Below are 24,391 nucleotides of genomic sequence, written 5' to 3' on the forward strand. Positions count from 1 at the left end.
CGTGAAGAAACTGCTCCGCGGCCTGGCCGGCCTGGTCGGCTTCCTCCTGCTCTGGGAGGTCGTCGTCCAGGTCGGCCTGGTCAGTAAGACGTTCACCCCGCCGCCGAGCGTCGTCCTGGTCACCGTCTGGGACCTGCTGGGCGACCCCGAGTTCGTCCGCGACATCGTCGCCACCATGCTGGCCTGGCTGATCGCCATCGCCATCGCGATCGTCGTCGGCGTCCCCGCCGGGCTGCTGCTGGGCAGCGTCCCGGCGCTGCGCTCGGCCACCTCCGCGATCGTCGAGTTCCTCCGGCCGATCCCGGTCACCGCGCTGATCCCCCTGGTGCTGCTGGTGATCGGCTCCGGCCCCGAAGCGAAGATCACCCTCGCGGTGTACGCCTCCCTGTGGCCGATCATGTTCAACACGATCTACGGCATGGGCGAGATCGACCCGGTGCTGATGGAAACCGCCCGCGCGTGCGGGACCAGCCGGTTCCGCCTCCTGTCGTCGGTCGCGCTGCCGCAGACCGCGCCGTTCGTCTTCACCGGCGTCCGGCTGTCGGCGACCATCTCCCTGATCGCCGTCGTCAGCGTCGAGTTCCTGGCCGGTTCCCAGCTCGGGCTGGGCAGCTTCGTCCTGGTCGCCAGCACCGGTTCGGTCCGGTTCGACCTGGTGCTGGCCGGCACGGTGGTCGCGGGCACGCTGGGCTACCTGATCAACGAAGGGCTCGAACAGCTCGGCCGGCGGCTGTTCCGCTGGAGCACGGTGGACCGGGAGGCGATCGGATGACCGCGGCGACTCTGACGGGCCGGGTCGGCAGGCGGGCCGCGCGCGGTGCGGCCACGATCGTCCGCAACTGGCTGCTGTTCGCGATCCTCGTGGTCGTCTGGGAGTTCGCCGCCCGCGCGGGCGGCAGCAAGTACTTCCCGCCGCCGAGCGAGATCGCGCCGGCGGCGGCGAAGCTGTGGTTCACCGGGCCGGCGTCGCACCTGTTCCTCACCGACGTGGTGTTCGACAACGTGTTCCCCAGCCTCGGCCGGACGCTCGGCGGGTGGGCCCTGGCCGCGCTCGTCGGCATCCTCCTCGGCGTGCTGCTCGGCCGGTCGGACACGGCGATGGACTACGTCGGCCCGCTGTTCGCGTTCTTCCGCTCGATCCCGCCGCCCACGCTGATCCCGGTGTTCGTGGTGCTGTTCGGGCTGAGCGCGGGGATGCAGACCGGGTCGATCATCTTCGGTGCGGTGTGGCCGGTGCTGCTCAACGCCGTCGACGGTGTCCGCTCGGTCGACCAGGTGAAGGTGGAGACGGCTCGTTCGTTCCGCACGCCCAAGCGGTACTGGGTCGGCATGGTGGTGCTGCCGGCGGCGGCGCCGAAGATCTTCGCCGGCATGCGGGTGAGCCTGTCGATCGCCCTGCTGCTGATGGTCGTGTCCGAACTGGTCGGCGCCAACTTCGGCATCGGCCGGTCGCTGCTGAACGCCCAGCAGGACTTCGACTTCCCGATCATGTGGTCGTGGCTGGTGCTGCTCGGGATCCTCGGCTACGTCTTCAACACGATCTTCCTGGCCGCGGAACGGCGGGTGCTGGCCTGGCAGCCGGCCCGCCTCGGCCGCGGCTGACGCCCGGAAAGGCCTCTCCCCCATGTCAACCATGCTCGAAGTGTCCGGCCTCAGCCACACGTACGGCAGCGGCGCGAAGGCGCACACCGCGGTGAAGGAACTGACCTTCACCGTCGAGGCCGGGCAGCTGGCCAGCATCGTCGGCCCGTCCGGGTGCGGGAAGTCGACGCTGCTGCGCTGCATCGCCGGGCTGACCCCCTCGACCGAGGGCACGGTGAGCCTGCACGGCGACCGCGTCAACGGCGTGCCGGACGACCTCGCCGTCGTGTTCCAGGACTACAGCCGGTCGCTGTTCCCGTGGCTTTCGGTGCAGAAGAACGTCGAATTCCCGTTGCGGTGGCGGCCGGTTTCGCGCGCGGAACGGCGGTCACGGGCCGCGGAGGCCCTGGAGCAGGTCGGCCTGTCCGGCGTCGGCGGCAAGTTCCCGTGGCAGCTGTCCGGCGGCATGCAGCAGCGGGTGTCGATCGCCCGCGCGCTGGCCAGCCGCCCGGCCCTGCTGCTGATGGACGAGCCGTTCGCCTCGGTCGACGCCCAGACGCGGTTCGAGCTGGAGGACCTGACCCGGCGCGTGCAGCGGGAGCAGGGCAGCACGATCCTGGTGGTCACGCACGACATCGACGAGAGCGTCTACCTGTCCGACCGGGTGCTGGTGCTGTCGAAGTCGCCGGCGTCGATCGTGGCGGACCTGCCGGTCGGGCTGCCCGCCGCGCGGGACCAGATCACCACGCGCGAGTCGGCGGAGTTCGTGACGCTGCGCGGCGAAGTGGCGCGGCTGCTGCACGGCGGCACCCCGGAGGAGGCCGCCACGGCCGCGTCCGACGCCGCCGAGTGGGAGCTGGCCGAGCACGCCTCGGACGACGTCCGGCAAGCCAAGACCCGCAGCTAGAGTCCACTGTGGACGCCCGGCGGCCGTGCTGGCCGCCGGGCGTTTTTCAGTACAGGGACTTCGTCGACGCGACGACCCGGACGTGCACCAGCGTCGGCCGCGGGTCGGACAGCGCTGCCGTGAGGCCGGGGACCAGGTCGGCGGGCTCGGTGATCGTCACGCCATGGCAGCCCATGCTCTCCGCCAGCGCGGCGAACCCGATGCCACCCAGCTCGGTGCCCGGCAGCTTCTCGCCGCCGATGGCGTCGCCGAGGATGCGGACCGCCGCGTACTCGGAGTTGTCCAGGATGACGAACGTGACCGGCAGTTCCCGGCGCGCGGCCGTCCAGAGGGCCTGGATGCCGTACATGCTCGAGCCGTCGCCGATGACGCCGACGACCTTGCGGTCCGGCCGGGCGAGCGCGGCGCCGACCACGCCGGGGATGCCGTAGCCGAGGGTGCCGCTGGCCATCGTCAGGAACCCGGTGTCGGTGGCCGTGATCGGCAGGTGGTCGTGCAGGACCCCGCGGTGGCTGGGCGCTTCTTCGACCACGATGGCGTTGTCCGGCAACAGGTCCGCGAGCGTCGAATAGACGAGCTCACCGGTCAGCTGCTCGCCGCTGGGTTTCGCGGGACGCTTCCGCGGGGCGGGCGCGGGCCGGCTGCTGCGCTCGACGACGTTGAGCAGCGCGCGGACGCCCAGCTTCGGCGTGGCACGGATGCCGGTGCCTTCGAAGGCGCGCGCGAGGACCTGCTCGTCGTCGCTGACGATGAACAGCGGCGGCAGCGGGGTTTCCCCGCGCCCGCGGTCGACGTGGTAGGTGAAGGCGGGCGCGCCGAGCACGAGGACGAGGTCGTGGCGAGCCAGCGCATCGGCGACGGCACCGCGTTCGGGGTCGAGAAACCCTTGGAACAGCGGGTGGTCCTCGGGGAACGAGCACCGGTAGGCCATCGGCGCGACCCACACGGCGGCGTTGAGCCGTTCGGCGAGCGCCACGGTTTCGGGCACGGCCGAGTCCTGGTCGACGGCACCCCCGACGACGATCGCCGGCCGCTCGGCGGCTTCCAGTGCGGTGTTGAGCTCGTCGACGGACTCGGGATCGGGCGCGAAGCCCCGGATCCGCGGGCGCGAGACGATGGGCCGTTCGGTGGTGGCGGACCAGTCATCGGCAGGGACGGAAACGAAAACCGGCCCGGGCGGCCCCTGCGTGGCGACGTGGTAGGCCCGCGCAAGCGCGGCCGGGACGTCCTCGGCGGAGGCGGGCTCGACGGCCCACTTCACGTACGGCTTGGGGAATTCGGGCGCATCCATGGCCCCGAGAAAGGGCTCGTGCGGGATGAGCGAACGAATCTGCTGCCCGGCGACGACGATCATCGGCGTCCGGTTGCGGTAGGCGGTGAAGAGGCTCCCGAGCCCGTGCCCGACCCCGCCGGCGGAGTGCAGGTTGACCAGGACGGCCTTGCGGGTGGCCTGGGCATAGGCATCCGCCATCGCGACGACGGCGGATTCCTGCAGGCCCAGGACGTAGTCGAAGTCATCGGGCCAGTCGGTGAGGAACGGCACCTCGGTGGTGCCGGGGTTGCCGAACACCGTGGTGAGGCCGAGTTCGCGGAGGAGTTCGCGGGTGGCGTCCAGCACCGTGCGCTTGATCATGCGGACAGGTTAACGCTTAGCCTTGCGAAGGAAAGCCCCCCAAGCGGCCGAACTGACGGTGAGAGTGCCGCCGGTGCGGTCCTTGGTGTCGCGGATTCGCGACACGGGCCCGAGATTCACCTCGACACAGTTGGTCTCGTCGGTGTAGCTCGACTTCCGCCACTCGCGCATCTCACTCCAGTTCGGCGATCACCCCCCGGATGAGGGCGAGCGATTCCTGCTCACCCAATGCCAGGGCCGACATGGCTTCCGCCGCCGCACGGTAGGCGACCACGTGATCCCCATCGTAGACATGGGCACTGCCACGGATGTGCTCGATGTGCACCACCGACGGCAGGTGGGCGAAGTCGAAGATCACGAAGTGCCCGTACAACCCCAGGTGGTACCCGGCGCCGGTGGGCACCACCCGGATGGTGATGTTGCGCGGCTGCGCCGCGCGCAACAACAGGTGGAACTGTTCGGCCAGCACCGCGGGCTCGGCAATGCGCCGCCGGAACGCCTCCTCGCCGAGGAAGAGCCTGAGCACCAGCGGATGAGGGCGGCTGAGCACCTCGCGCCGCCGCAACCGGATCGCCACCTGCTGCTCGACCACCCGGGGCGGAAGCCGGTGCGCGGCCAGGATCGCCTCGGCATAGGCGGGGGTCTGCAGGAGCCCGGGCACCACGAAGGGCTCCCAGTTGACCATCTCCGTTGCGGTGCGCTCGTACTCGGCATAGGTCGAGACCGCGGGCGAAATACCGGGGGTGGTCCGTTCGAGCCAGTTGGGCTCGCGGGCGTTCCGCGCCAGCTCCAGCAACCGTTTCCGCTCCACCGGCTCGACCCGCAGCGCCCCGAGCAGCAGCGCCACCTGCTCGATCTGGGGCACGCGGGTCCCGCTCTCCCAGTGCGAGAGATCCTGCGCGCTCACCCTGGCCATCCGCGCCAGCTCGCGCACACCCAGCTTCCGCGCCGTCCTCGCCGCGCGGATGCCGAAGCCCAGCGCGCGAGACCTGGGGGTCGCTACAAGTGTTGCCATGGAAGCATTCTGTCACCGGGCACCGACAAAAACGGCCGACGGGGCCGTAGCGAATCCGCTACGGCCCCGCCATCCTCAGCCGATCAGGCCGGACAGGCCGCTTCCCTTGAACGAACCCCAGCCCGTGACCTGGTCATACCCGGTCCCTGCACTGAACCCGGTCGTCCCGTGCAGCGTGTTGTTGCCCGTCGTCACGTCGTGGAAGCCCGTTCCGTACGACGTCCCGTTCCCGATCGAGTAGAACTTCGGGTTCAGGTTGCCCAGCGCCGCTCCGTGCACCTGGTTCTGCAGCGTCGCGAACGCCGCCCACAGCGGGGCCGCGCCCGAGGTTCCGCCCACCGTTCCCCAGCTTCCCGCGCTGTAGATGTAGTACCCCGACGTCGGGGACGCGTCCGCCGAGACGTCCGGGACCTTGCGGTACGTCGTGCTCTGCGAGGACTGCCACGAAGGCGCCGTGAACACCGTCGAGATGCCGCCGCCCGTCGAACCGCCGCTGTTGCCGTCGTTCCACGTCGTTTCGCTGCTGTAGCCGTTCGCCGACGTCACCGTCAGCTTCGTGCCGCCCACGCCCGTCACGTTCGGGCTCGAGGCCGGGAAGTCCACGCCGCGGGCCGTCGAACCGGTCTGGCGGTAGCAGTCCGTCGTGCCGTCGTCGCCTGCCGCCGCGAAGTAGGAAATACCCTCCGCCGTGCCCGTGGCGATCGCGCTGCTGACGCTCTTCGCCGCGCTCGAACCTTCGGCGGATTCGCAGGCGCCCCAGGAGATCGAGACGACGTCGACCGTCGCGTCCGAGGCGATCTTCTGGTACATCACCAGTTCGCCCGCGCTCGAGTTCGGCGCCTCGTACACGTAGTCGTTGGCCGCCGCCGCGAGGGCGTGCACGACCTCGATGTCGAGTTCGACCTCGATCTGGCCGTCGCCCGGGGAGGAGTCGTAGTTCGCGCCGCTGACGCCGACCGTCGTCACCGAACCCGCCGACAGGCCGTACGTGCTGTCGTACTTGGTGATGTTGGACTTCTGGTAGCCGTCGAACTCGACGAACCCGACGTTCACGCCGCGGCCCGTCGCCGACAGGCCGCTGGTGCCGTAGGCCGTCTTGAGCACCGGCGGCGTCACGGACTTGACGATGTTCGGCTGGGCGAGCGGCTTCGACGCATGCGTCCGGACCGCGTGGTTGTCGAGGCCGACGACGTTGCCCACGACGTCCGACACGCTCGCGGGCACCGCCGGCGCGGCGTCGTTGGCGAAGAAGTCGCGTCCGGACACCTTGTCGTGGTAGGTCCCGATCCGGGTGCGGAACGCCGATTCCAGCCGCGCCGCCGAGCCGGTGAACGTGACCGCCTGACGGTTCCCGGAAACCTCGATCCCGGTGGCACCCGCTTTCCCGAGGAATGAGACGACCTTGTCGACATCGGCCTGGGTCGGGCCGAACTCGGCATTGAACTGCGCCGGAGTCAGGAAGTGGTGGTATTGCGGTGATGCGGGGTTCTGGACGTCGGCGAGGAACTTTTCCAGCGCCTGCTGGTTGTGCAGTTTCAAGGAGAGCGCCGCGGTGATCGGCCGGTCGGCCGCGACGTCGCCGGTGCGGTCGCTGTTGACCAGCGGCGCGGCGTTGTCGGCCAGCGTGACCAGGGGTTCCGGCGCGGCGGCGGCCGGGACGGCCACGGCGAGGCCGAGCAACGCCGGCAGCGGCACGGCGGCCGCGACGAGCTTGCGCAAGCGCATGGGGGGATTTCCTCTCGGCGGTGGGGACCGGGCCTGCGCGGAATGTTCGCCGCAGGTTGCCGAGAAGCATAAGAAGACGCGATCACGCCGAGAACCTACTTTTGTCTGAGCTTCGGCGGATCCCATTTTCGTTTTTTCGAACTGTTTACTTTTTGATGATCATTCGATTATCGTCGGAGAATGCCGGAGATCGTCGATGCGGTCCACGATCTCCTGCGCGTCCGCGTTGCCGGAGAACCGGCCGGCGGCCTCCGAAAGCGGGTGCAGCCGCTGCCGCACCCGCGGCGACCGCAGCGCACCGGCCAGCTCGACCGCCTCCTCGCCGACGGTGGCGGCGACGTCGAGGTCACCGTCCAGCGCGTGCACGGTGGCCAGCCAGATCAGCGTCAGCGAGCGGCTGCGCGTCATGCTGCGCGGGTACCCCTCGATCGCCGCGGCGAGGGCGGGGATACCGTCGCGGCCGTGGCGGATGTCGACCACCTGGGCCAGCTCCCCGTGCACCGTGCCGACCATCGCCGCCATGTCCGCCGGCCCGAAGAACGCGGCCCACGGCGACGGTTCGCGTCCCGCCGCCTCGACGAACTCCTCGCGGGCGCGGCGCAGGTAGGTCAGCGCGCCGGTGACGTCGGCCTTCTTGGCGTGCGCCCACGCCTGGTTGGCCGACAGGATCGCCTGGGCGAGCTTCGAGTGGGCCAGCAACGCCGCCTCCCGGCCCCGCGCGAACTCCACCAGAGCCGCGTCGACGGCGCCGTAGTGCAGGTGCAGCCGTCCGATGCGGTACCGGATGTTGGCCTGCAGGTCGTCGTTCCCGGCCTCGACCGCCAGTTCCAGCGCCCGCGCGAACGCCTCCAGCGCGGCGGCCGGGCGGTCCTGGTCGAAGTTCGTCCAGCCGGCCAGGTTGAACAGGTCGGCGACGGCGGTGTAGAGCCGCGCCTGGACCACGGCCTTCGTCACGCCGTCCAGCAGGGCCACCGCGGCGGGCAACCGCGACTCCACGGCCACCCGGCACGAGCCACCGCCGTAGCGGTAGTCCAGCGCCCTCAGCTCGGCGACGACGTCTTCGAGCCGGCGCACGTCGGCGAGGCCCACCCGCGCGCCCTGCCGTTCGTCCCGTCCTCCACTGCCGGTCATGGCAGCCCTCCGTCCGTAGAGAGCTGCCGATCGGGCAGCTCCGCTCATTCCCCGCCGGGCCAGGCCGGAGCCCGCTCCTTCGAGGGACTGGCACCGGGCAGCACCCCGGTGGCGGTCAGCACCACGCCCGTGGCGGTTTCCGCGATCTTGACGACGGCCAGCAGCCCGGTCAGGGCCAGTGAGCCGCCGAGCCCCAGTTTCGCGAATTCGTCTTCGGAGGTTTCGGTTCCGCGTTGCCGCGGTATCGTGCCGGTCACGATTCCGCCTTCCGGCTTGCCGCTGAGACGTTCGGGCGATATCCGCGGGGAATCAGCCACTCCCAGGCGACAGAAAGCCGCCGGATGGCCGAACTCCTGGCTTCCTGCTGTCCTCGCAACGAGTTCTCGAACTGAATACGCGCGCACACGGCGCCGCCTCCTGCACTTGCAGATCGATTGCTGAAGATCGCCCTGATCACGAAATGCGGGACAACCGTAGCCAGCCGATCGCCCCGAAATCAGCCACCAACCAGGTCATACCTGGAATCGCCTGTGCAGCCGCACGCGCGGTTCCGGTCACGACTCTGCACCGGGCGGATGCAATTTCGTCGCGCCGGATCGAACGTGCCGCGGGCACGCGAAAACATCGGCGGAAATCGATTTACTCCGCCGATGTCACGGAATACCGCGGCTTCGGTCAGTCCTTGACGAGCTCGACCCAGGTCCGCACGGTGCCGGCGTCGACCGGGGCCTGCCAGCCGCCCGGCCGCACCGCGCTCCCGACGTGGAACCCGCGCACGCCGCCCGCGCGCAGGAGGTGGACCTGCTGGGCACGCAGGCCGCCGCCGACGAGCAGTTCCGGCCCGCTCTCGCGCTGCGCGAGCCGCTGCAGCACGGAAAGCCCGCTGGCGACGCCGTTCGGGTGGCCGGCGGCCAGCACGGTGTCGCACCCGAGGGCCGCCAGCTGGTCGTACGCGCGCACCGGGTCGCGGGTGCGGTCGATGGCGCGGTGGAACGTCCAGGGCAGGCCGTCGACCTCCTTGATCAGCGCTTCGCAGGCGTCGAGGTCGATCTCGCTGTCGACGTTGAGGAAGCCGAAGACGAACTCGCGCGCACCGGCGTCGATCAGCCGGGCGGTGTCCGCGCGCAGCCCTTCGAGGTCGCCGACGGCGAAGGAACCGTTGTCCCGCAACATGACCCGCACCGGCAGGTCGGTCGCCGAGAGCACGTCACGCAGGGTTTCCACCGACGGCGTCAGGCCGTCCTGCGCCATGTCCGCAACCAGTTCGAGGCGGTCGGCCCCGCCCGCCTGCGCACCTTCGGCGTCCGCCGCGTCCAGCGCGATCACTTCCAGCAGGGGCGTCTTCGAGCTCATGCCTCAATCCGTTTCACTGGTTCCGGGTGTCGTCTCCCCTCGCATGACGCCCTCGCCGGAAGCCGCCTTGAAGGCTCGTCATCCGCTCGCGCACCGCTTCCGGGGAAAGAGAGAGTATCGGCCGCTGCTCCGGCACCGCTCCCGGGCCAGCCGCGGAATCGACGGTCTGCAGGAACGGCCAGGTGTCCTCCGCGCCGTCCTCCTGCTCCAGCTCGGCCGGGGTGGGCCATTCGTACGAAGGCTCGGGTGCGGGCGGCGGAGCGACCGGGGTCAGCCGCGGTTCGGTGTCCTCGTCGTCCGGGTTCACCCCGCCGGTTTCACGCGAAAGGGGTGCAGCCGCGCCGTCCCGTGGCAGCAGCGGCGGCGGGGCCGCCGCGGGTTCGGGCCGGCGGATCGGCGGCGGGGGTGGTGGCGGAGCCGGCTGGGGTTCGCGGACCGGCGGCGAGGACAGCGCCGGCGAGGCCGAGGCCGGCTCGCGATCGTGGCCCGGCGGCGAGGGCGGCGGCGGCAAGGCCGAAGCCGGCTCGGGATCGTGGACCGGCGACTGCGGGGCGAGCGCGTGCCGCGGCAGCGGCCCGGCCGGGCGCGCCTGCTCGGCGACCGGGCGCGGCTCCGCCGGCTTGCGCGGCTGCTCGGGCGCGGCGGAGGCGTCGAACCAGCGGGACAGGACGTCGCGGTAGGCGGGCATCCGCTCGGTCGGGGCGTCGAGGTCCAGGTGGGCCTCGGCGTCCACGGTCGGCCACTCCGGCGCGTGGTCGCGGGCCACCACCGGCGCGCGGCGCGGCGGGCCGGCCTCGATCGACGGCGGCGACAGCTCTTCCGGCTCCGGCTCCGGTTCGGGTTCCGGCGAGGTCAGCGGCGCGAGCGGCGCCAGCAGCTCGGGTTCCGGGGCCGCGGGCGGCTCGGCCGGCGGGGGCGGGGCGGGCATCGGCGGCAGCTCGACGATCAGCGCGGCGGGCACCAGCACGGTCGCGACCAGCCCGGATTCCGCGCCCGCGCTGAGGCTGACGTCGATGTGGTGGCGCGTGGCCAGCGTCGCGACGACGAACAGGCCCATCCGCCGTGACACCTCGACGTCGACGTCCGGCGGGTGCGCCAGCCGCTCGTTGGTGCGGTCGATCTCGGCCTGCGGCATGCCGGCGCCGTGGTCGATGATCTCGATCTGCCAGTCGCCGTCGTGGGTTTCGGCGCTGGCGACGGTGACCGGCGAGTCGCCGGAGTAGCGGGTCGCGTTCTCCAGCAGCTCCGAAACGACGTGCACGAGGTCGTTGACCGCCTCGCCGCGGACCGCGACCTGCGGCGCCGGGCCGAGTTCGATGCGCTGGTAGTGCTCGACCTCCGACAGCGCGGCGCCGATGATCTCGTCGGCCGCGACCGGGCCGGCGTCCTCACGCGCCGAGTCTTGGCCGGAGAGGACCAGCAGGTTTTCGCTGTTGCGCCGCATCCGCGTCGCGAGGTGGTCGAGTTCGAACAGCCCGGCGAGGGTGTCCGGGTCCTGCTCGTCGGCCTCCATCCGGTCGAGTACCGACAGCTGCCGTTCGACGAGGTCCTGGCTGCGCTGCGAGAGGTTGACGAACATCGCGTTGACGTTCTCGCGCAGCATCGCCTGTTCGCCGGCGAGCCGGACGGCCTCGCCGTGCACCGCGTCGAACGCGCGCGCCACCTGCCCGAGCTCTTCGCGGGTGAACACCGGCACGGGCGCGACGGCGAGCCGTTTCCGCAGGTTCTCCGGCGCCGGTTCGGGATCGGTGAGCAGGTTCTGCACGGCCGCGGGCAGCCGGTGCTCGGCGACCTCCAGTGCCGTCCGGCGCAGGATCCGCAAGGGCCGCAACAGGGAGCGCGCGATGACCACCGACAGCACGCCCGCGACGAGCAGGACGCCGAGCACCACGCCGCCGTCCCAGAGCGCGGCCGTGCGGGCCTGGGCCGCCAGCGTGTCCGTGCGTTCCTGCAACTGGACCAGCAGCGCCTGCTGCACCTGGTGGGCGAGGTTGACCGTGTGGGTCGCCGAGGTGTCCCACTGGTTCGGGTCCAGACCCGAGAGGTTCTGGCCGTTTTCGGTGCGGGTGAGCGCGGATTCGACCATGTCGTTGCCGATGTCGACGACCAGGCCGATCACCGTGTCGTCGAACATCCGCTGCTGGTCGGGGGTGGCGAAGGTGCGGTAGTCGCTGCGCGCGGCGGCGAGCTCGGCTTCGGCGCCGAGCAGCGCGCGCGTGCGGTCGCGGTTGAGGGTTCCCTCGGCGAGCGCTTCGGCCATCACCGCGCGCTTGACCGACATCTGGTCCTTGATCCGGGCCAGCGCGTTGCCCGCCAGCCGCATCCGCGCGAGTTCGGGGTCGGAGACGTCGGCGGCGGCGGAGTCGCTGATGTCGAGCAGGCCGGAGATCAGCTCGCTGTAGGAGCGCAGCACGGCGTCGGCGGGGAACGCCGAATGCTCCGCGGAAAACCGCAGGCCACCGAGCACGCGCAGCCGGTCGTCGGTCTGCTGCAGGCTTTCCGCGGCCTTCGCGTCGAGCCGCGGCCGGCTTTCGGCCAGCGTCCGCTCGAAGGCGCCGATGGCCTGGTCAACGCGGTTGCGCTGGGCGGTGAGCTCGGTGGTGTCGCCCTGCCGGTTCTGCGCGACGAACCGGACGGTGAGGTCGCGCTCGCGTTGCAGCTCGTGCAAGGCTTCGGCGACCGTGCTGTCGACCCGGCCACGCGTGGCGAACTCGGCGAGCTGCCGGGCGTCTCTCAGATCGGAACTGATCCGCAGGCCGACGAGCGCGATCACGGCCAGTGCCGGGATGAGGAGGACGGCGAAGAGCTTCGTGCCGAGACGCCAGTTCCGCAGCCGCCAGCGGCCGCCCGCCGGACGCGGATCCGCCGCGTCGCCGCCCTTGCGGGGACGCTTGTCGCGACGGGTCACCTGGTTTCCTTTTCCGCCGCGGGCGGGAACCCGCGGATCGAACGACACCTCGAACCTACTGAACGGTAGCCCGCCCCATGAAGATCCGAAAGCCGCGCTGGCACGATACGGCCCTGCCCGCGATCGTATGGGGCGCGGACCATACGATCCAGCACGAGAACCAGATTCTCGCGGTAGGTGAAGGTTCATGAACAGACGCGGACCGATGATTCCGCTGGTAGCGGCGCTCCTGGCGACCGCGGGCTGCAGCGTGTTCTCGTCCGGCTCCGCGACCGCCCCGCCCCCGCTGGAACGGACCACCCTGCGCGTCGGTGTGGGCAACGCCATCGACACGGCCCCGCTGCGGATCGCCGTCGCGGCCGGCAAGTTCGGGTCCGCGGGGCTGACCGTGCGGCTCGTCGAGCTCGGCGCCGACGACGGGCTCGCGAAGCTGACCTCCGGCGACCTCGACGTCACCTTCGCCTCGGACATCGCGATGTTCCGCGCCGCGGCCGGCGGGACGGCGTTGCAGCTGCAGGGCGAGGCGTACACGTCCGGCCCGAACACGATGGCGCTGGTCACGCTGCCCGACTCGGACTACACCGTGCCGACGGCGAAGCGGGCGCCCAAGATCGCGGTGAACACCCTCGACGACGTCGGTTCGCTCGTCGCGCGTTCGGTGCTGGGCACCGCGGGCGTCGACGAGAGCAAGATCAAGTTCCAGGCGGTGCCGTTCGACCGGATGCCGCAGGCGCTGCAGGCGGGCGACGCGGACGCGGCGCTGATGATCGAGCCGTACATCACCCGCGCCGAGAAGGACCTCGGCGCGCACATCCTCGCCGACGGCGCCCGCGGCTCGACGCTCGACTTCCCGCTGTCCGGCTACGCGGCGGCCAAGCCGTTCGCGCAGGCCAACCCGCGGACGCTCTCGGCGTTCCGCACCGCGCTCGGCGCGGCCCAGCAGAGCGCGACGGACCCGGCGATCGTGCGCGACGCGCTGCCGAAGTTCTCCGACATCGACACGACGACGGCCGCGCTGATCTCGCTGGGGTCGTACCCGGCGTCGCTCAACGGCATCCGGCTGCAGCGCGTCGCCGACCTGATGCACAACTCCGGCCTGCTGGACAACCGGCTCGACGTCCAGGGCCTGCTCCCCGGCAAAGCCGGATATTAGCTACCGCCAAACTTGCACCTGGTCTACTTTTGCACTCAGTCTACTTGAGGAGTGCTCAATGACCGACGTCCTGATCGCCGGAGCCGGCCCCACCGGGCTGATGCTGGCCGCCGAACTCGCCCTGGCCGGGGTTTCCGTGACCGTGCTCGACCGCCGTGCGGGGCCGGGCCTGCCGCGGCCGGTCGGCCTGCAGCCCCGCACCGCCGAGCTCCTGGACCTGCGTGGCCTGAGCCCGGCCGACCAGGTGATCGACGGGCCGAGCGGGCACTTCGCCGGGTTGCCCGTGGCGCTCGACCACGGCGTCTGGCAGACCCGGCACCCGCGGGTGCTCAACCGGACGCAGGACGACGTCGAGGCGATGCTGGCCGCGCACGCGGTGAAGCAGGGGGCCGTGCTGCGGCGGGGGCACGAGGTGACCTCGGTCGGCACCGACGCGGACGGCGTCACGGTCGACGGGCTCCGGGCGCGGTGGCTGGTGGCCTGCGACGGCGCGCACAGCACCGTCCGGCGGCTGCTCGGCGTGCCGTTCCCCGGCCGCACGGAGACCTACGTCGCCACCCTCGCGCACATCCGCCTCGCCGCCGCGTCCGACCTGGTCCCGGCACGAGCCGCGCACTTCAGCCAGGTCACGCGGCAGGTCGAGGGCTACTGGTCGATGCTCACCCCGCTCGACGACGGCGGCCACCGGTTCGTCTTCGGGACCACAGCGGACCAGCCGGGGCGTGACGCACCCGTGTCGGACACCGAAGTCACCGAAGCGCTGACGGCCCTGTACGGCGCCGAGACGCGCCTGGGCGAGGTGTACGGCGCTTCGCGGTTCAACGACTCGACGCGGCAGCTGACGCAGTACCGGCACGGCCGGGTCCTGTTCGCCGGCGACGCCGCGCACATCCACCCGCCGCTCGGCGGCCAGGGGCTCAACCTGGGTGTCCAGGACGCGATGAACCTCGGCTGGAAGCTGGCCGCGACGGTCCGCGGCACCGCGCCGGCCGGGCTGCTGGACACCTACCACGCCGAACGCCACCCGGCCGCCGCGCGCGTCCTGCGGCACACGGCGGCGCAGCGCGTGTTCACCGCCCCGGGGCGCAGCGAGAACGTCGAGGCCCTGCGCGAGATCGTCGTCGACCTCATGCGGCTGCCCGACGCGAACCGCTACTTCAGCGGGCTGCTGTCCGGCCTCGGCCTGGACTACCCCGGCGCCCACCGCGTCCCCGACCTGGACCTGACGACGGCGGCCGGGCCCACGCGGCTCTCGGCGTTGCTGCACGGCGGCCGCGGGCTGCTGCTCGACCTCGGCGACCACGCGACGCCGCCCGGGTTCACCGGCCAGGTCGACATCGTGCGCGCGGCCACCGCCGGGGAGTACCGCGGGCGGCTGCTGCTCGTCCGGCCGGACGGGTACGCCGTCGACCCGGCCGCGCTGACCAGGTGGTTCGGCTAGATGTTCTCGCCCGGCGGCAGCAGGCACACCACGCGGGCCGGCGGACCGTAGTAGACCCGCACGTCGTCGGCGTTTTCGCAGGCCTCCCCGTGGCTGTAGCCGTCGACCACCTGGGCGCGTTCCTTCGCCGCCGGGTCGGTGCAGCTCACCTTGGCGATCGTGGCCTCGTCGTCGACGTCGCGGAGGCAGTCGCCGGTGCGGACGTTCAGGGCGAGGCAGAGGGTCCGCCCGGCGCCGGAACCGGCCGAGGTCCGGAACCGCACGTAGCCGTCGGAGGGACAGGTCAGGGTGCTGCTGTAGGACCGGTCGACCTGGTAGGTCGCGTCGACCGCGGTGCAACCGACGCGGTGGTAGGCGAGCTTGCCGGCGGCTTCGCGCGTCAAGTACAGGCAGTCGCCTTCCGACGGCGGGCCGCTGCGGATGGCCCAGGAGATGCCCAGCGCGCCCAGCGAACCCAGGCCCAGCGCCGCGACGACGCACGCGATCAGCGTGATCTTCACCTTCGTGGTGAACCAGTGCGGGATCGGCTGGTGCCCCGGCGCCGGCGGCATCGGCGGCGGTGGTGCCGCGTAGTCCGGCGACCGGAACGGGTTGTCGTCGAACGGTGGTGTGGTCAACGTGCCTCCCAGTGATCCCCTCGGCACCTCGGCCACCGGCGGACCCGCGACGGGAGCGGGCCGGAGCGAGGCACGTATAACAGTAGTTGTGACTGATGGCCCGCTGATCGTCCAGTCCGACAAGACCGTGCTCCTGGAGGTCGACCACCCCCAGGCCGATGACGCGCGCATCGCGATCGCGCCGTTCGCGGAGCTGGAACGGGCGCCGGAGCACGTGCACACCTACCGGATCACGCCGCTGGCGTTGTGGAACGCGCGCGCCGCGGGCCACGACGCCGAGCAGGTCGTCGACGCGCTGACGACGTACTCGCGGTTCCCGGTGCCGCAGCCGCTGCTGATCGACGTCGTCGACGTGATGGGCCGGTTCGGGCGGCTGCAGATCGCCAACCACCCGGCGCACGGGCTGGTGATGTCGACCACCGACCGCGCGGTGCTGGCCGAGGTCGTCCGGAACAAGAAGATCAGCCCGATGCTCGGCGCCCGGATCGACGAGGACACGGTCATCGTGCACCCGTCGGAGCGCGGGCGGCTGAAGCAGGCGCTGCTGAAGGTCGGCTGGCCGGCCGAGGACCTCGCCGGGTACGTCGACGGCGAAGCGCACCCGATCGCCCTCGACGAGAGCGACTGGCAGCTGCGCGACTACCAGCGTCAGGCGGCGGAGGCGTTCTGGGCGGGCGGCTCGGGCGTCGTCGTGCTGCCGTGCGGCGCCGGGAAGACGATGGTCGGCGCGGCGGCGATGGCCAAGGCCGAGGCCACGACCTTGATCCTGGTGACGAACACGGTCGCCGGCCGGCAGTGGAAGCGCGAGCTGATCGCGCGGACGTCGCTGACCGAGGAGGAGATCGGCGAGTACTCCGGGGAGAAGAAGGAGATCCGGCCGGTCACCATCGCCACCTACCAGGTGATCACGCGCAAGACCAAGGGCGAGTACAAGCACCTGGAGCTGTTCGACTCCCGCGACTGGGGCCTGGTCGTCTACGACGAGGTCCACCTGCTGCCGGCGCCGGTGTTCCGGATGACGGCGGACCTGCAGTCCCGCCGCCGGCTCGGCCTGACCGCGACGCTGGTCCGCGAGGACGGCCGTGAGGGCGACGTGTTCTCGCTGATCGGGCCGAAGCGCTACGACGTCCCGTGGCGCGACATCGAGGCGCAGGGCTGGATCGCCCCGGCGGAGTGCACCGAGGTCCGCGTCACGCTGACCGACGCCGAACGCCTCGAGTACGCGACGGCCGAGGCCGACGAGCGGTACAAGCTGGCGGCGACGGCGATGACGAAGACGCCGGTGATCAAGTCGATCGTGGCCAAGCACGCGGGCGAGCCGACGCTGGTCATCGGCGCGTACCTGGACCAGCTGGAGATGCTCGGCGACGAGCTCGACGCCCCGGTGATCCAGGGCGCGACCCGCAACAAGGAGCGCGAGGAGCTGTTCGACAAGTTCCGCCGCGGCGAGATCCGGACGCTCGTGGTGTCGAAGGTGGCGAACTTCTCGATCGACCTGCCCGAGGCGTCGGTGGCGATCCAGATCTCGGGCACGTTCGGCTCGCGGCAGGAGGAGGCCCAGCGCCTCGGCCGGCTCCTGCGTCCCAAGGGCGACGGCAGGCAGGCGCACTTCTACTCGATCGTCTCGCGCGACACGGTGGACACGGAGTACGCGGCGCACCGGCAGCGGTTCCTGGCGGAGCAGGGGTACGCGTACCACATCGTGGACGCGGACGACCTGCTCCGGCCGCTCTGACCCGGCAGCACAGGTGCGGGCCACGCCCCCTCGGCGTGGCCCGCACCTCACCCCCGGCCGGTCAGTAGTCCGTCAGCTGGAAATCCCCGGCCCCGCCGGTCTGCTCGACCCAGGCGCCGTACGGGCCGCCGTCCTTCACCGTCAGGGAACCGTCCGTGCGCAGCGCGCCCACCCGGCCCGTCGGGGCGTCGACCTCGATCTTGGCCGCGCCGGAGAGCTGGTTGATCCAGCCCGCGTACAGGTTGCCCTGCTTGACCGAGGCGAGGCCGTCGGCGAACACCACACCCAGGTAGTCGCCGGACAGGTCGACCTGCTTCACGCCCGAGGCCTGCTCGACCCAGGTGCCGTACAGGCCGCCCTCCTTGACCGTCAGCGAACCGTCGGTGCGCACCACCGCGATCCGGCCGGTGCTCGCGTCCAGCTCGACGTCGGCGCCGCCGGACAGCTCGCCGACCCAGCCCGCGTACAGGTTGCCCTGCTTGGCGAACACCGCGCCGTTGTTGTCGACGACGGCGATGTAGTCGCCCGAGAGCTCGACTTCCTTGGCGTTGTTGGTTTCCTCGACCCAGCCGCCCTGCAGGCCGCCTTCCTTGACCGCGACCGTGCCGTCGGTGCGCAGCACGCCGATGCGGCCGGCCGCCGACTCCAGCGCGAAGTCCTTGACGTTGTTCGCCTGCAGGACCCACTCCTGGTACAGGTTGCCCTGCTTGACGTAGAGGTCTCCGCCGGCGGTGAGCACGCCGACCATGTCACCGTGCACCTCGGACTTGACGATGCCGCCGCCGTGCACGGCGGTCCAGCCCGCGTAGAGGTTGCCTTCCTTCACCTGCACCGAGCTGTCCTTGAACAGCACGCCCAGGCGCGGGGTGACCGGCTTCGCGGGATCGGTCAGGCCGACCGGGCTGACGAACGCCGAGATCGGCTGGCCGGCGATGGACTGGCCGACCCGGCCGGGCCCGGTGAAGTACTCGACGCTGGTGGTGCCGGGGCCGCCGTTGCCCCAGTTGCCGTTGATCGTGCGGATGGTGCCGTCGGCGTTGACCGTGTCGACCATCGCGACGTGCTCGGCGTAGCCGTTGCCCTGGTAGCGGAAGACGACCGCGTCCCCGACCTGCGGCACGTAACCGGGGTCGGTGTGCAGCGTGCCCTTCTGCTGGCCGTACAGGTAGAAGCTGCCCGCGGCCGCCGTCAGCCGGTCGGTGTTGAGGTTCCGGTTGCCCCACACCCATCTGACGAAGTCGGCGCACCACGCCCACTGCATCCGGCAGCTGTCCATGAACCCGACCCCGCCGAGGCTGTTCGTGCTGCAGGTCTGCTTGTGCAGGTTGGCGGCGGCGAGGTCGCGGACGTCGGTCCGCGAATCGGCGTCGGCGGGAACGGCGCCCAGCAGGGCGAGGACGGCGGTGGCGAGGACGGTCGTGGTGGCGCGCTTGAGCGACATGACGTTCTCCTTCGGAAGCAACGGATTCAGCGGGTGCAGTTGACGGCGCCGTCGGCGACGGGCAGCGAGCCGCCGTTGAAGTAGGCGAGGGCCTTCTTGTAGTCCGCGCACCGGTTGAGCGACTCGGTCGGGTCGAGGCGGTAGGAGTACCCGATCGCCCGGCCCACGGCGCCCATGTCGTAGTTGTCGGCGGCGGCGTTGATGTTGTGGGAGGTCCAGTACCAGCGGGCGATCTTGGCGCTCCAGTCGAGCGTGGCGGCGTCGTCCGGGTGGCCGAGGAAGTCGTGGCCGAGAGCGGCGCCGGCGGACTGGTAGTTGAAGTCGTTGGTCAGCTGGATGAACCCGCGGCCGCGATAGACCTCGGTGTTGCCGGCTTCACCGGCGTTGTAGCGGAAACCGCTTTCGTGCTTGAGCGTGGCGAGCAGCGCGGCCTTGCGGCTCGGCGTGGTGATGCCCCCGGCCGTCATCTCGGCGTTGAGGCTCGGCAGCCCGGCCGCGACGGTGTCGGTGGCGTAGGTGGAACCGTAGACGGCGGTGATGTCGGCCAGCGAGACCTGGCCGCCGCCCGCGGTGGTGCCGGCGGCGGCGAGGGCCAGCTGCTGGACGCCGCCGGTCTGCTCGACCCACGTCCCGTAGAGGCCGCCGTCCTTGACCGTGACGCTGCCGTCGGTGCGCAGCACGCCGATGCGGTCACCGGCGATCTGCAGGCTTGCGGCGCCGGGCAGCTGGTTCACCCAGGACGCGTAGAGGTTGCCCTCCTTGACCGTCGCGAGCCCGTTGTCGAGCACGACGCCGATGCGGCTGCCGGACAGCTTCAGCTGCTTGACGCCGGAAACCTCCTCGACCCAGTTCGACCAGAGGTTGGACTCCTTGACGGCCACCGTCCCGTCGGTGCGCAGCACACCGATCCGGTCCGCGGAGAGCTCGAGGTCGGCGACCGAGCCCAGCTGGTCCACCCACGGCGAGTAGAGGTTGCCCTCCTTGACCGTCGCCAGGCCGTTGTCGAACACCACGCCGACGCGGTCCGGGGTCAGCTCCAGGTCCTTGACGCCGCTGGTCTGCTCGACCCAGGCCGCGCTCAGGGTGCCGTCCTTGACCGCGGCGGTGCCGTCGTTGCGCACCACGCCGATCCGGTTGCCCGCGAGCCGGAAGTCGCGGACGTCGCCGGCTTCTTCCACCCAGTCGGTCCACAGGTTGCCCTCTTTGACGAAGACCTTCGAGTCGGCGGTCAGCACGCCGATCCGGTCGCCGGCGATCTCGAACTTCTTCACCCCGGTCATCTCGTCGACCCAGGAGGCGTAGAGGTTGCCTTCCTTGACCGACAGCTTGCCGCCGGCCAGCACGCCGATGCGCTGCGCACCCGGCGGGAGTTCCCCGGCGGACGCGGCCGTCTGCAGGCCGCCGAGAGCGATCCCCGCGACGAGCGCCGCGGTGGCGGCCCGGCCCAGCGTCTTCTTGAGCGTGGACATGGTTGTTCCCTTCTTCACCGTGGGAGAGATCCGTGTGCCCCGAGGGCCCTGTGCCCCTGCGTCCTCCTCGGGACGGGAAGAAGCTTCTCCCGCCGGGATCAAAGAAACCTGAAGGTTCTTTTCCGGCCGTTGACCAGCGGAAACGCTTCGGTCAGCGGCTGCCGGACGGAGAACTTTCAGCCGGGTTTGAGAGCCGGAGCACCGGCCGGGGCTCCCGCGCTTCCCGGCTGCCGTGCAGCCGGAAGAGGCCCGCGGCCTCCGTCCACGCCGCTTCGGCGGCGGCGGTCTCGCCGAGGGCGTCGAGCGTCGTGGCGAGATCACGCAGGGCGCGCGCCCGCCACACCGGGAGCATGAGCGCGTCCCACCACTGGACCGACCGCGCGAGGTGGGCGCGCGCGTCGAGGAACCGCCCGGCGGCCAGCTCCAGCTCGCCGAGGGTGCGCAGCATCAGGCCCTGGCCGAAGCCGTCCTGCATCTCGTGGCAGGTGGCGAGGCATTCGAGCATCGCCTCGCGCACCTCCTCGCCGCGGCCCTGGCGGATGCGGACCTTGGCGAGCGCCTGCACGGCGTAGGCGGACATCAGCGGGTCGTCGGCGGTGCGCAGCAGGTCCACCGCCTCCTGGCTGCACCGGGCCGCCTCGGCGAGCCGTCCGGCGGCGCGGTGCACGAGGCTCACCGAGCGCAGGGCGAGCGCACGGCTGCTGTGGTCGCCACTCGCCGTGTAGCCGGCCACGGCGAGTTCGGCGGCGACCAGGGCCTCGTCGAGCTCGCCCTGTTCGGTGCGGACGCGGCCGAGTCCGTGCAGCGCCTGGATCTCCGCCTGCTTCTCGCCCAGCTCCCGCAGCACGGGCAGGGCGAGGTCGAGCGAGTGCCGCGCCTGGGCGAACTGGCCGTACTCGCACTGGACGACGCTGAGGTCCAGCCGGCTCAGCGCCTGCCCGCGCCGGTCGCCGTCCAGCTCGCAGGCGGCGAGGGCCTGCTCGTGGTAGGCGATCGACTCGTCGAAGCGGTCCTGCTCGTAGCGCAGCCAGCCGAGCCCCGACAGCAGCCGCGCCTCACCGGTGCGGTCGCCGGTCCGGCGGGCGGCCGCGAGCGCGGCGTTGTGCGTGCGCCACCACTGCCCGAAGAGGTTGCGCACGGCGAACACCGACGAGCACAGCGCCGCGGCCAGCCGGGTGGCGACGTCGGTGAGGTCCAGTCCGCTGACCCGCTCGACCACGCCGACCAAGCCGGTCTGCTCCGCGTCGAACCACGCCTCCGGTTCGGCCAGGATCTCGTCGATCCGGTCGGTCGTCAGGTACCGGGCGAGCAGGCTGTCCCCGTCGGGCACGTGCGGCGCCCGCCGTCCGGCGAGCTCGACGAGGCCGAGCCAGCATTCGGCGGCCCGGCCGGCCGACGCCCTGATCTCGTCCGCGGTTTCCTCGGCTTCGCCGCGTTCACGGGCGAAGGCGCGCGTCAGATCGTGGATCCGGTAGCGCAGCGCACCACCATCGTCGTCCACAGTGGACACATCGAGCAGCTGCGCGTCGACGAGCCGCTCGACCAGTTCCTCGGCTTCGTGGGCGTCGCAGTCGAGCAGGGGCGCCACCACCCACGCGCCGAACGACGAGACGTCGAGGAGGCCGAGCCGGCGCAACGCCGTCCGCTCGCGGTCGTCCAGGTCGTCGTAGCTGAGCGCGAAACTGCCGCGCACCTCGAGGTCCCCGAGGGTGAGCTCCTGCAGGATCCGGTGCTGCACGCGGAGGCGCTCGGTGAGCCTGCCGACCTTCCACCGCGGCCGGGCCGCGAGCCGCGCACCAGCGATCCGCACGGCGAGCGGCAGGTTGCCGCACAGGCGCACCATCTCGCGGGCGGCCTCGGGCTCCTCCGCCACCCGGGCGTCACCGACGACCCGGCCCAGCAGGGTCAGCGCTTCGGCCTCGTCCAGCACGGGCAGGTGCAGGTGGGACGCGCCACCGAACGCGCCGAGCCGCTCCCGGCTCGTCACCAGCGCCGCGCAGGTGTGGCCGCCGGGCAGCAGCGGGCGGACCTGGCGTTCGTCGGAAGCGTCGTCGAGCACCACGAGGATGCGCCGGTCGGCGAGCAGCGTGCGGTAGAGCTGGGCGCGTTCCTCCAGCCGGACGGGGAGGTCCGCCTCCGGCACGCCCAGCGCGCGCAGGAACCCCGCCAGCACCTCGGCCGGATCGGCACGGACGGCCTGCACCCCGCGCAGCGAGGCGTAGAGCTGGCCGTCGGGGAACCGCTCCCGGACGCGGTGCGCGACGTGCGCGGCGACAGTGCTCTTGCCCGCACCGGGCTTGCCGTAGACCGCGCACAGCCGTGACCCGGCGGCCTCTTCGGACAATCGCCGGGCCAGCTCCGCCACCTCGTGCGCGCGGCCGGTGAAGTCGGCGATGTCGAACGGGAGCTGGCTCGGCACCGGGACGCGCAGGCCGGCTCCGGGCCGCGACGCCGGCGTCCCGGGCTCGTCGCGCAGGACCCGCTCGTGGGCGGCGAGCAGCACCGGGCCGGGTTCCAGGCCGAGTTCGCCGAGCAGCGTCTTCCGCCCGTCCTGGTAGCAGGCGAGCGCGTCGGCCCGGCGGCCGCTCTGGTGCAGGGCGAGCATGAGCTGGGCGCGCAGCCGTTCCCGCAGCGGGTGTTCGGCGACGGCCGAGGTCAGTTCCGGGACCAGCGACTCGCCCCCGCCGGTCTCGAGCTCGACGTCGACGCGGTCCTCCAGCGCCGCGACCCGCAGCTCAGCCAGCCGGGCGCGCTCGTTTTCCGCCCACATGCCCTGCGTGCCGCCGAGCGCAGTCCCCCGCCACACCGCGAGCGCCTGCCGGAGATGCGCGACCGCTCGCCCGGGCTCCCCGGCCGCCCTGGCCCGGCGGCCGGCCGACACCTCCCGGACGAAGGTGTGCAGGTCGACCTGGTCGAGATCGACGGCCAGCCGGTAACCGCCCCCGCTGCGCGCGATCACCTCGGGATCCCCGCCGTTGGCCAGCGCCCGGCGCAGGGTGGAGACGTAGGTGTAGACGGCGGCGCGGGCCTGTTCCGGCGGCTCTTCGCCCCAGATCGCGTCGATCAGCTGCTCCAGCGGGACGACGTGCCCCGCGTTCACGGCCAGCAGCGCCAGCAGGGTGCGCGGCTTGGGACCGCCGAGCCCGGCCGCGGTCCCCGCGACCACCACCTCGACCGGGCCGAGCACGTGGAACTCCATACACCCCCCCTCGTTCCTTGAGAGCCTGGCAACCGGGCACCGGCTAAGCAAGATCCGCACAGGTGACCGGTCTGTCGGGTTCGTCTCGTGTCGGCTGCGCCACCCCTTCGGCGCAGTGGCGTGTCTCAGGAACATCTTGTGTCACAGGAGCCCCAGCAGCGCGTTGACCTGCAGTTTTACTAATTCACTCGAACGGATGAGCGGCCGAAACGCTGGAAATTGTCGGGCCCTCGAACTACTGTTCGAGGTGCAGGAACCGAACACAAGTTCGAGGGGACGTCCATGACGATCGCACCGCTCCGCCCCGGTACGCCCGCACCGCCGGTCCAGACGCTGCCACCGGGGTCGTGGCACGGCCGGCTGTGGGTGTCCGACCTGCCGCTGACCCGGCCCGAGCGCTACCTCGGCTGCGTGGCCGAGTTCGAGCGGTCGGGCCTGTGGCCGGTGCTGATCCCCCACGACCAGCGTTTCGCGGCGAACGGCGAGGACTGGATCGACGACCGCGGCCGTCTGGCCCCGGCGGGCCACCGAGTGGCCACGGCGGACCCGGCGGGAGCCCTGTCCCGCTGGTGGGACGGTTCGTGCTGCGACGGCGCGTGCCTTCGCCCGTTCGGCGCCCGGTTCCCGGGTCTGGCCAAACGCAGCCCCCGCCGCTCGGACCCCTTGGCCGAGGCGGGCAACACGGGCTCGATCCTGGCCAACCGCGCCCCCCACCGGCTCGGCCTGGTCCAGACCGAGCGCCCGGCGGACATCCCGGCCCTGCTGGGCTGGACAGGCATGATCAAGTGCACGGACCAGGTGGCAGAGCTGTCGGCGGTGCTGAGGAGCTGGGAGGACCGCTTCGGCGCAACGCTGGTGGTGCTGGGATTCGACGCCATCGAGCTGTCGGTGGCGGCGCCGCCGAGGAACCAGGCCCGGGCGTTGACGGTGGCTGCGGAGCACCGGGCATTTTGCTTGCCCACGTTCGCGGGGCAGCCGGGAAATCTGCGGGAGTACGCGTCCGGGCTGGTTCAGACGCGGCATTGGCGGTTTTCCTGGGCTTGAGGGTGGTTGGCCAGGCTCCCGGCCGGAGGCGGGGCCCGC

The 24,391-nt window shown here is 71.6% G+C and carries 19 protein-coding genes; 7 read left to right on the top strand and 12 right to left on the bottom strand.

What is annotated here, in order from left to right:
- The first annotated feature begins 1 nt into the window (after nucleotide 1).
- The 3 genes from AB0J55_RS38990 to AB0J55_RS39000 are packed head-to-tail and all read left to right on the top strand — an operon-like array spanning nucleotide 2 to nucleotide 2,488.
- Nucleotides 2-772: an ABC transporter permease gene (locus AB0J55_RS38990; RefSeq protein ID WP_364260750.1), complete on the top strand. Its 771-nt coding sequence runs from the start codon at nucleotides 2-4 to the stop codon at nucleotides 770-772.
- Complete coding sequence (locus tag AB0J55_RS38995) at nucleotides 769-1,602, top strand: ABC transporter permease (protein ID WP_364260753.1); 834 nt, start codon at nucleotides 769-771, stop codon at nucleotides 1,600-1,602. The genes AB0J55_RS38990 and AB0J55_RS38995 overlap by 4 nt, the downstream gene beginning before the upstream one ends.
- 22 nt (nucleotides 1,603-1,624) lie before the next feature.
- Nucleotides 1,625-2,488 (top strand): ABC transporter ATP-binding protein, encoded by an 864-nt coding sequence (locus AB0J55_RS39000; protein ID WP_364260756.1) that lies wholly within the window; start codon nucleotides 1,625-1,627, stop codon nucleotides 2,486-2,488.
- 46 nt (nucleotides 2,489-2,534) lie between these two features.
- Here AB0J55_RS39000 and mdlC read toward each other — a convergent pair whose 3' ends face one another.
- The 8 genes from mdlC to AB0J55_RS39040 all read right to left on the bottom strand — a co-directional run bounded on the left by mdlC (nucleotide 2,535) and on the right by AB0J55_RS39040 (nucleotide 12,253).
- Nucleotides 2,535-4,121 carry a benzoylformate decarboxylase gene (gene mdlC / locus AB0J55_RS39005; RefSeq protein ID WP_364260759.1) on the bottom strand — a complete coding sequence of 529 codons (1,587 nt, stop codon included), beginning with the start codon at nucleotides 4,119-4,121 and terminating at the stop codon, nucleotides 2,535-2,537.
- A gap of 9 nt (nucleotides 4,122-4,130) precedes the next feature.
- Nucleotides 4,131-4,292 (bottom strand): DUF397 domain-containing protein, encoded by a 162-nt coding sequence (locus AB0J55_RS39010; protein ID WP_364260762.1) that lies wholly within the window; start codon nucleotides 4,290-4,292, stop codon nucleotides 4,131-4,133.
- Nucleotide 4,293: 1 nt separating this feature from the next.
- On the bottom strand, nucleotides 4,294-5,136 hold the full coding sequence (locus tag AB0J55_RS39015) for a helix-turn-helix transcriptional regulator (protein ID WP_364260765.1): 843 nt from the start codon (nucleotides 5,134-5,136) through the stop codon (nucleotides 4,294-4,296).
- 75 nt (nucleotides 5,137-5,211) lie between these two features.
- Nucleotides 5,212-6,861: a S53 family serine peptidase gene (locus AB0J55_RS39020; RefSeq protein WP_364260768.1), complete on the bottom strand. Its 1,650-nt coding sequence runs from the start codon at nucleotides 6,859-6,861 to the stop codon at nucleotides 5,212-5,214.
- A gap of 159 nt (nucleotides 6,862-7,020) precedes the next feature.
- Nucleotides 7,021-7,992: a hypothetical protein gene (locus tag AB0J55_RS39025; protein ID WP_364260771.1), complete on the bottom strand. Its 972-nt coding sequence runs from the start codon at nucleotides 7,990-7,992 to the stop codon at nucleotides 7,021-7,023.
- 44 nt (nucleotides 7,993-8,036) lie between these two features.
- Nucleotides 8,037-8,249, bottom strand: coding sequence for a hypothetical protein (locus AB0J55_RS39030; RefSeq protein WP_003085407.1), 213 nt, complete (start codon nucleotides 8,247-8,249; stop codon nucleotides 8,037-8,039).
- A 418-nt stretch (nucleotides 8,250-8,667) separates the two neighbouring features.
- Nucleotides 8,668-9,345 (bottom strand): copper homeostasis protein CutC, encoded by a 678-nt coding sequence (locus tag AB0J55_RS39035; RefSeq protein WP_364260774.1) that lies wholly within the window; start codon nucleotides 9,343-9,345, stop codon nucleotides 8,668-8,670.
- A gap of 13 nt (nucleotides 9,346-9,358) precedes the next feature.
- Nucleotides 9,359-12,253 (bottom strand): nitrate- and nitrite sensing domain-containing protein, encoded by a 2,895-nt coding sequence (locus AB0J55_RS39040; protein ID WP_364260777.1) that lies wholly within the window; start codon nucleotides 12,251-12,253, stop codon nucleotides 9,359-9,361.
- A 187-nt stretch (nucleotides 12,254-12,440) separates the two neighbouring features.
- Here AB0J55_RS39040 and AB0J55_RS39045 point away from each other — a divergent pair, with 187 nt between their 5' ends.
- On the top strand, nucleotides 12,441-13,406 hold the full coding sequence (locus tag AB0J55_RS39045) for an ABC transporter substrate-binding protein (protein WP_364260781.1): 966 nt from the start codon (nucleotides 12,441-12,443) through the stop codon (nucleotides 13,404-13,406).
- Nucleotides 13,407-13,464: 58 nt separating this feature from the next.
- The gene (locus AB0J55_RS39050; protein WP_364260784.1) at nucleotides 13,465-14,847 is read left to right on the top strand and encodes an FAD-dependent oxidoreductase; all 1,383 of its coding nucleotides are present in this window, start codon (nucleotides 13,465-13,467) and stop codon (nucleotides 14,845-14,847) included.
- Here AB0J55_RS39050 and AB0J55_RS39055 read toward each other — a convergent pair.
- The gene (locus tag AB0J55_RS39055) at nucleotides 14,844-15,464 is read right to left on the bottom strand and encodes a hypothetical protein (RefSeq protein ID WP_364260787.1); all 621 of its coding nucleotides are present in this window, start codon (nucleotides 15,462-15,464) and stop codon (nucleotides 14,844-14,846) included. The genes AB0J55_RS39050 and AB0J55_RS39055 overlap by 4 nt on opposite strands.
- 88 nt (nucleotides 15,465-15,552) lie before the next feature.
- Between AB0J55_RS39055 and AB0J55_RS39060 the strand changes: the two genes are divergently transcribed.
- Entirely contained in the window at nucleotides 15,553-17,199 is a 1,647-nt protein-coding gene (locus AB0J55_RS39060) for a DNA repair helicase XPB (RefSeq protein ID WP_364260790.1), read from the top strand.
- A gap of 61 nt (nucleotides 17,200-17,260) precedes the next feature.
- Here AB0J55_RS39060 and AB0J55_RS39065 read toward each other — a convergent pair whose 3' ends face one another.
- From AB0J55_RS39065 to AB0J55_RS39075, 3 genes are all read right to left on the bottom strand, one after another.
- A complete protein-coding gene (locus tag AB0J55_RS39065) occupies nucleotides 17,261-18,640 on the bottom strand; it encodes a CHAP domain-containing protein (RefSeq protein WP_364260793.1) in 1,380 nt (459 codons plus the stop codon).
- A 26-nt stretch (nucleotides 18,641-18,666) separates the two neighbouring features.
- A complete protein-coding gene (locus tag AB0J55_RS39070) occupies nucleotides 18,667-20,109 on the bottom strand; it encodes a glycoside hydrolase family 19 protein (protein WP_364260796.1) in 1,443 nt (480 codons plus the stop codon).
- Between the two features lie 151 nt (nucleotides 20,110-20,260).
- Nucleotides 20,261-23,308, bottom strand: a complete 3,048-nt coding sequence (locus AB0J55_RS39075) for a BTAD domain-containing putative transcriptional regulator (protein ID WP_364260799.1) — start codon at nucleotides 23,306-23,308, stop codon at nucleotides 20,261-20,263.
- A 282-nt stretch (nucleotides 23,309-23,590) separates the two neighbouring features.
- Here AB0J55_RS39075 and AB0J55_RS39080 point away from each other — a divergent pair, with 282 nt between their 5' ends.
- Nucleotides 23,591-24,352: a DUF4253 domain-containing protein gene (locus AB0J55_RS39080; protein WP_364260802.1), complete on the top strand. Its 762-nt coding sequence runs from the start codon at nucleotides 23,591-23,593 to the stop codon at nucleotides 24,350-24,352.
- The last annotated feature ends 39 nt before the right edge of the window (nucleotides 24,353-24,391 follow it).

The organism is Amycolatopsis sp. NPDC049688 (assembly GCF_040674975.1).
In the GTDB taxonomy this organism is placed as follows: domain Bacteria; phylum Actinomycetota; class Actinomycetes; order Mycobacteriales; family Pseudonocardiaceae; genus Amycolatopsis.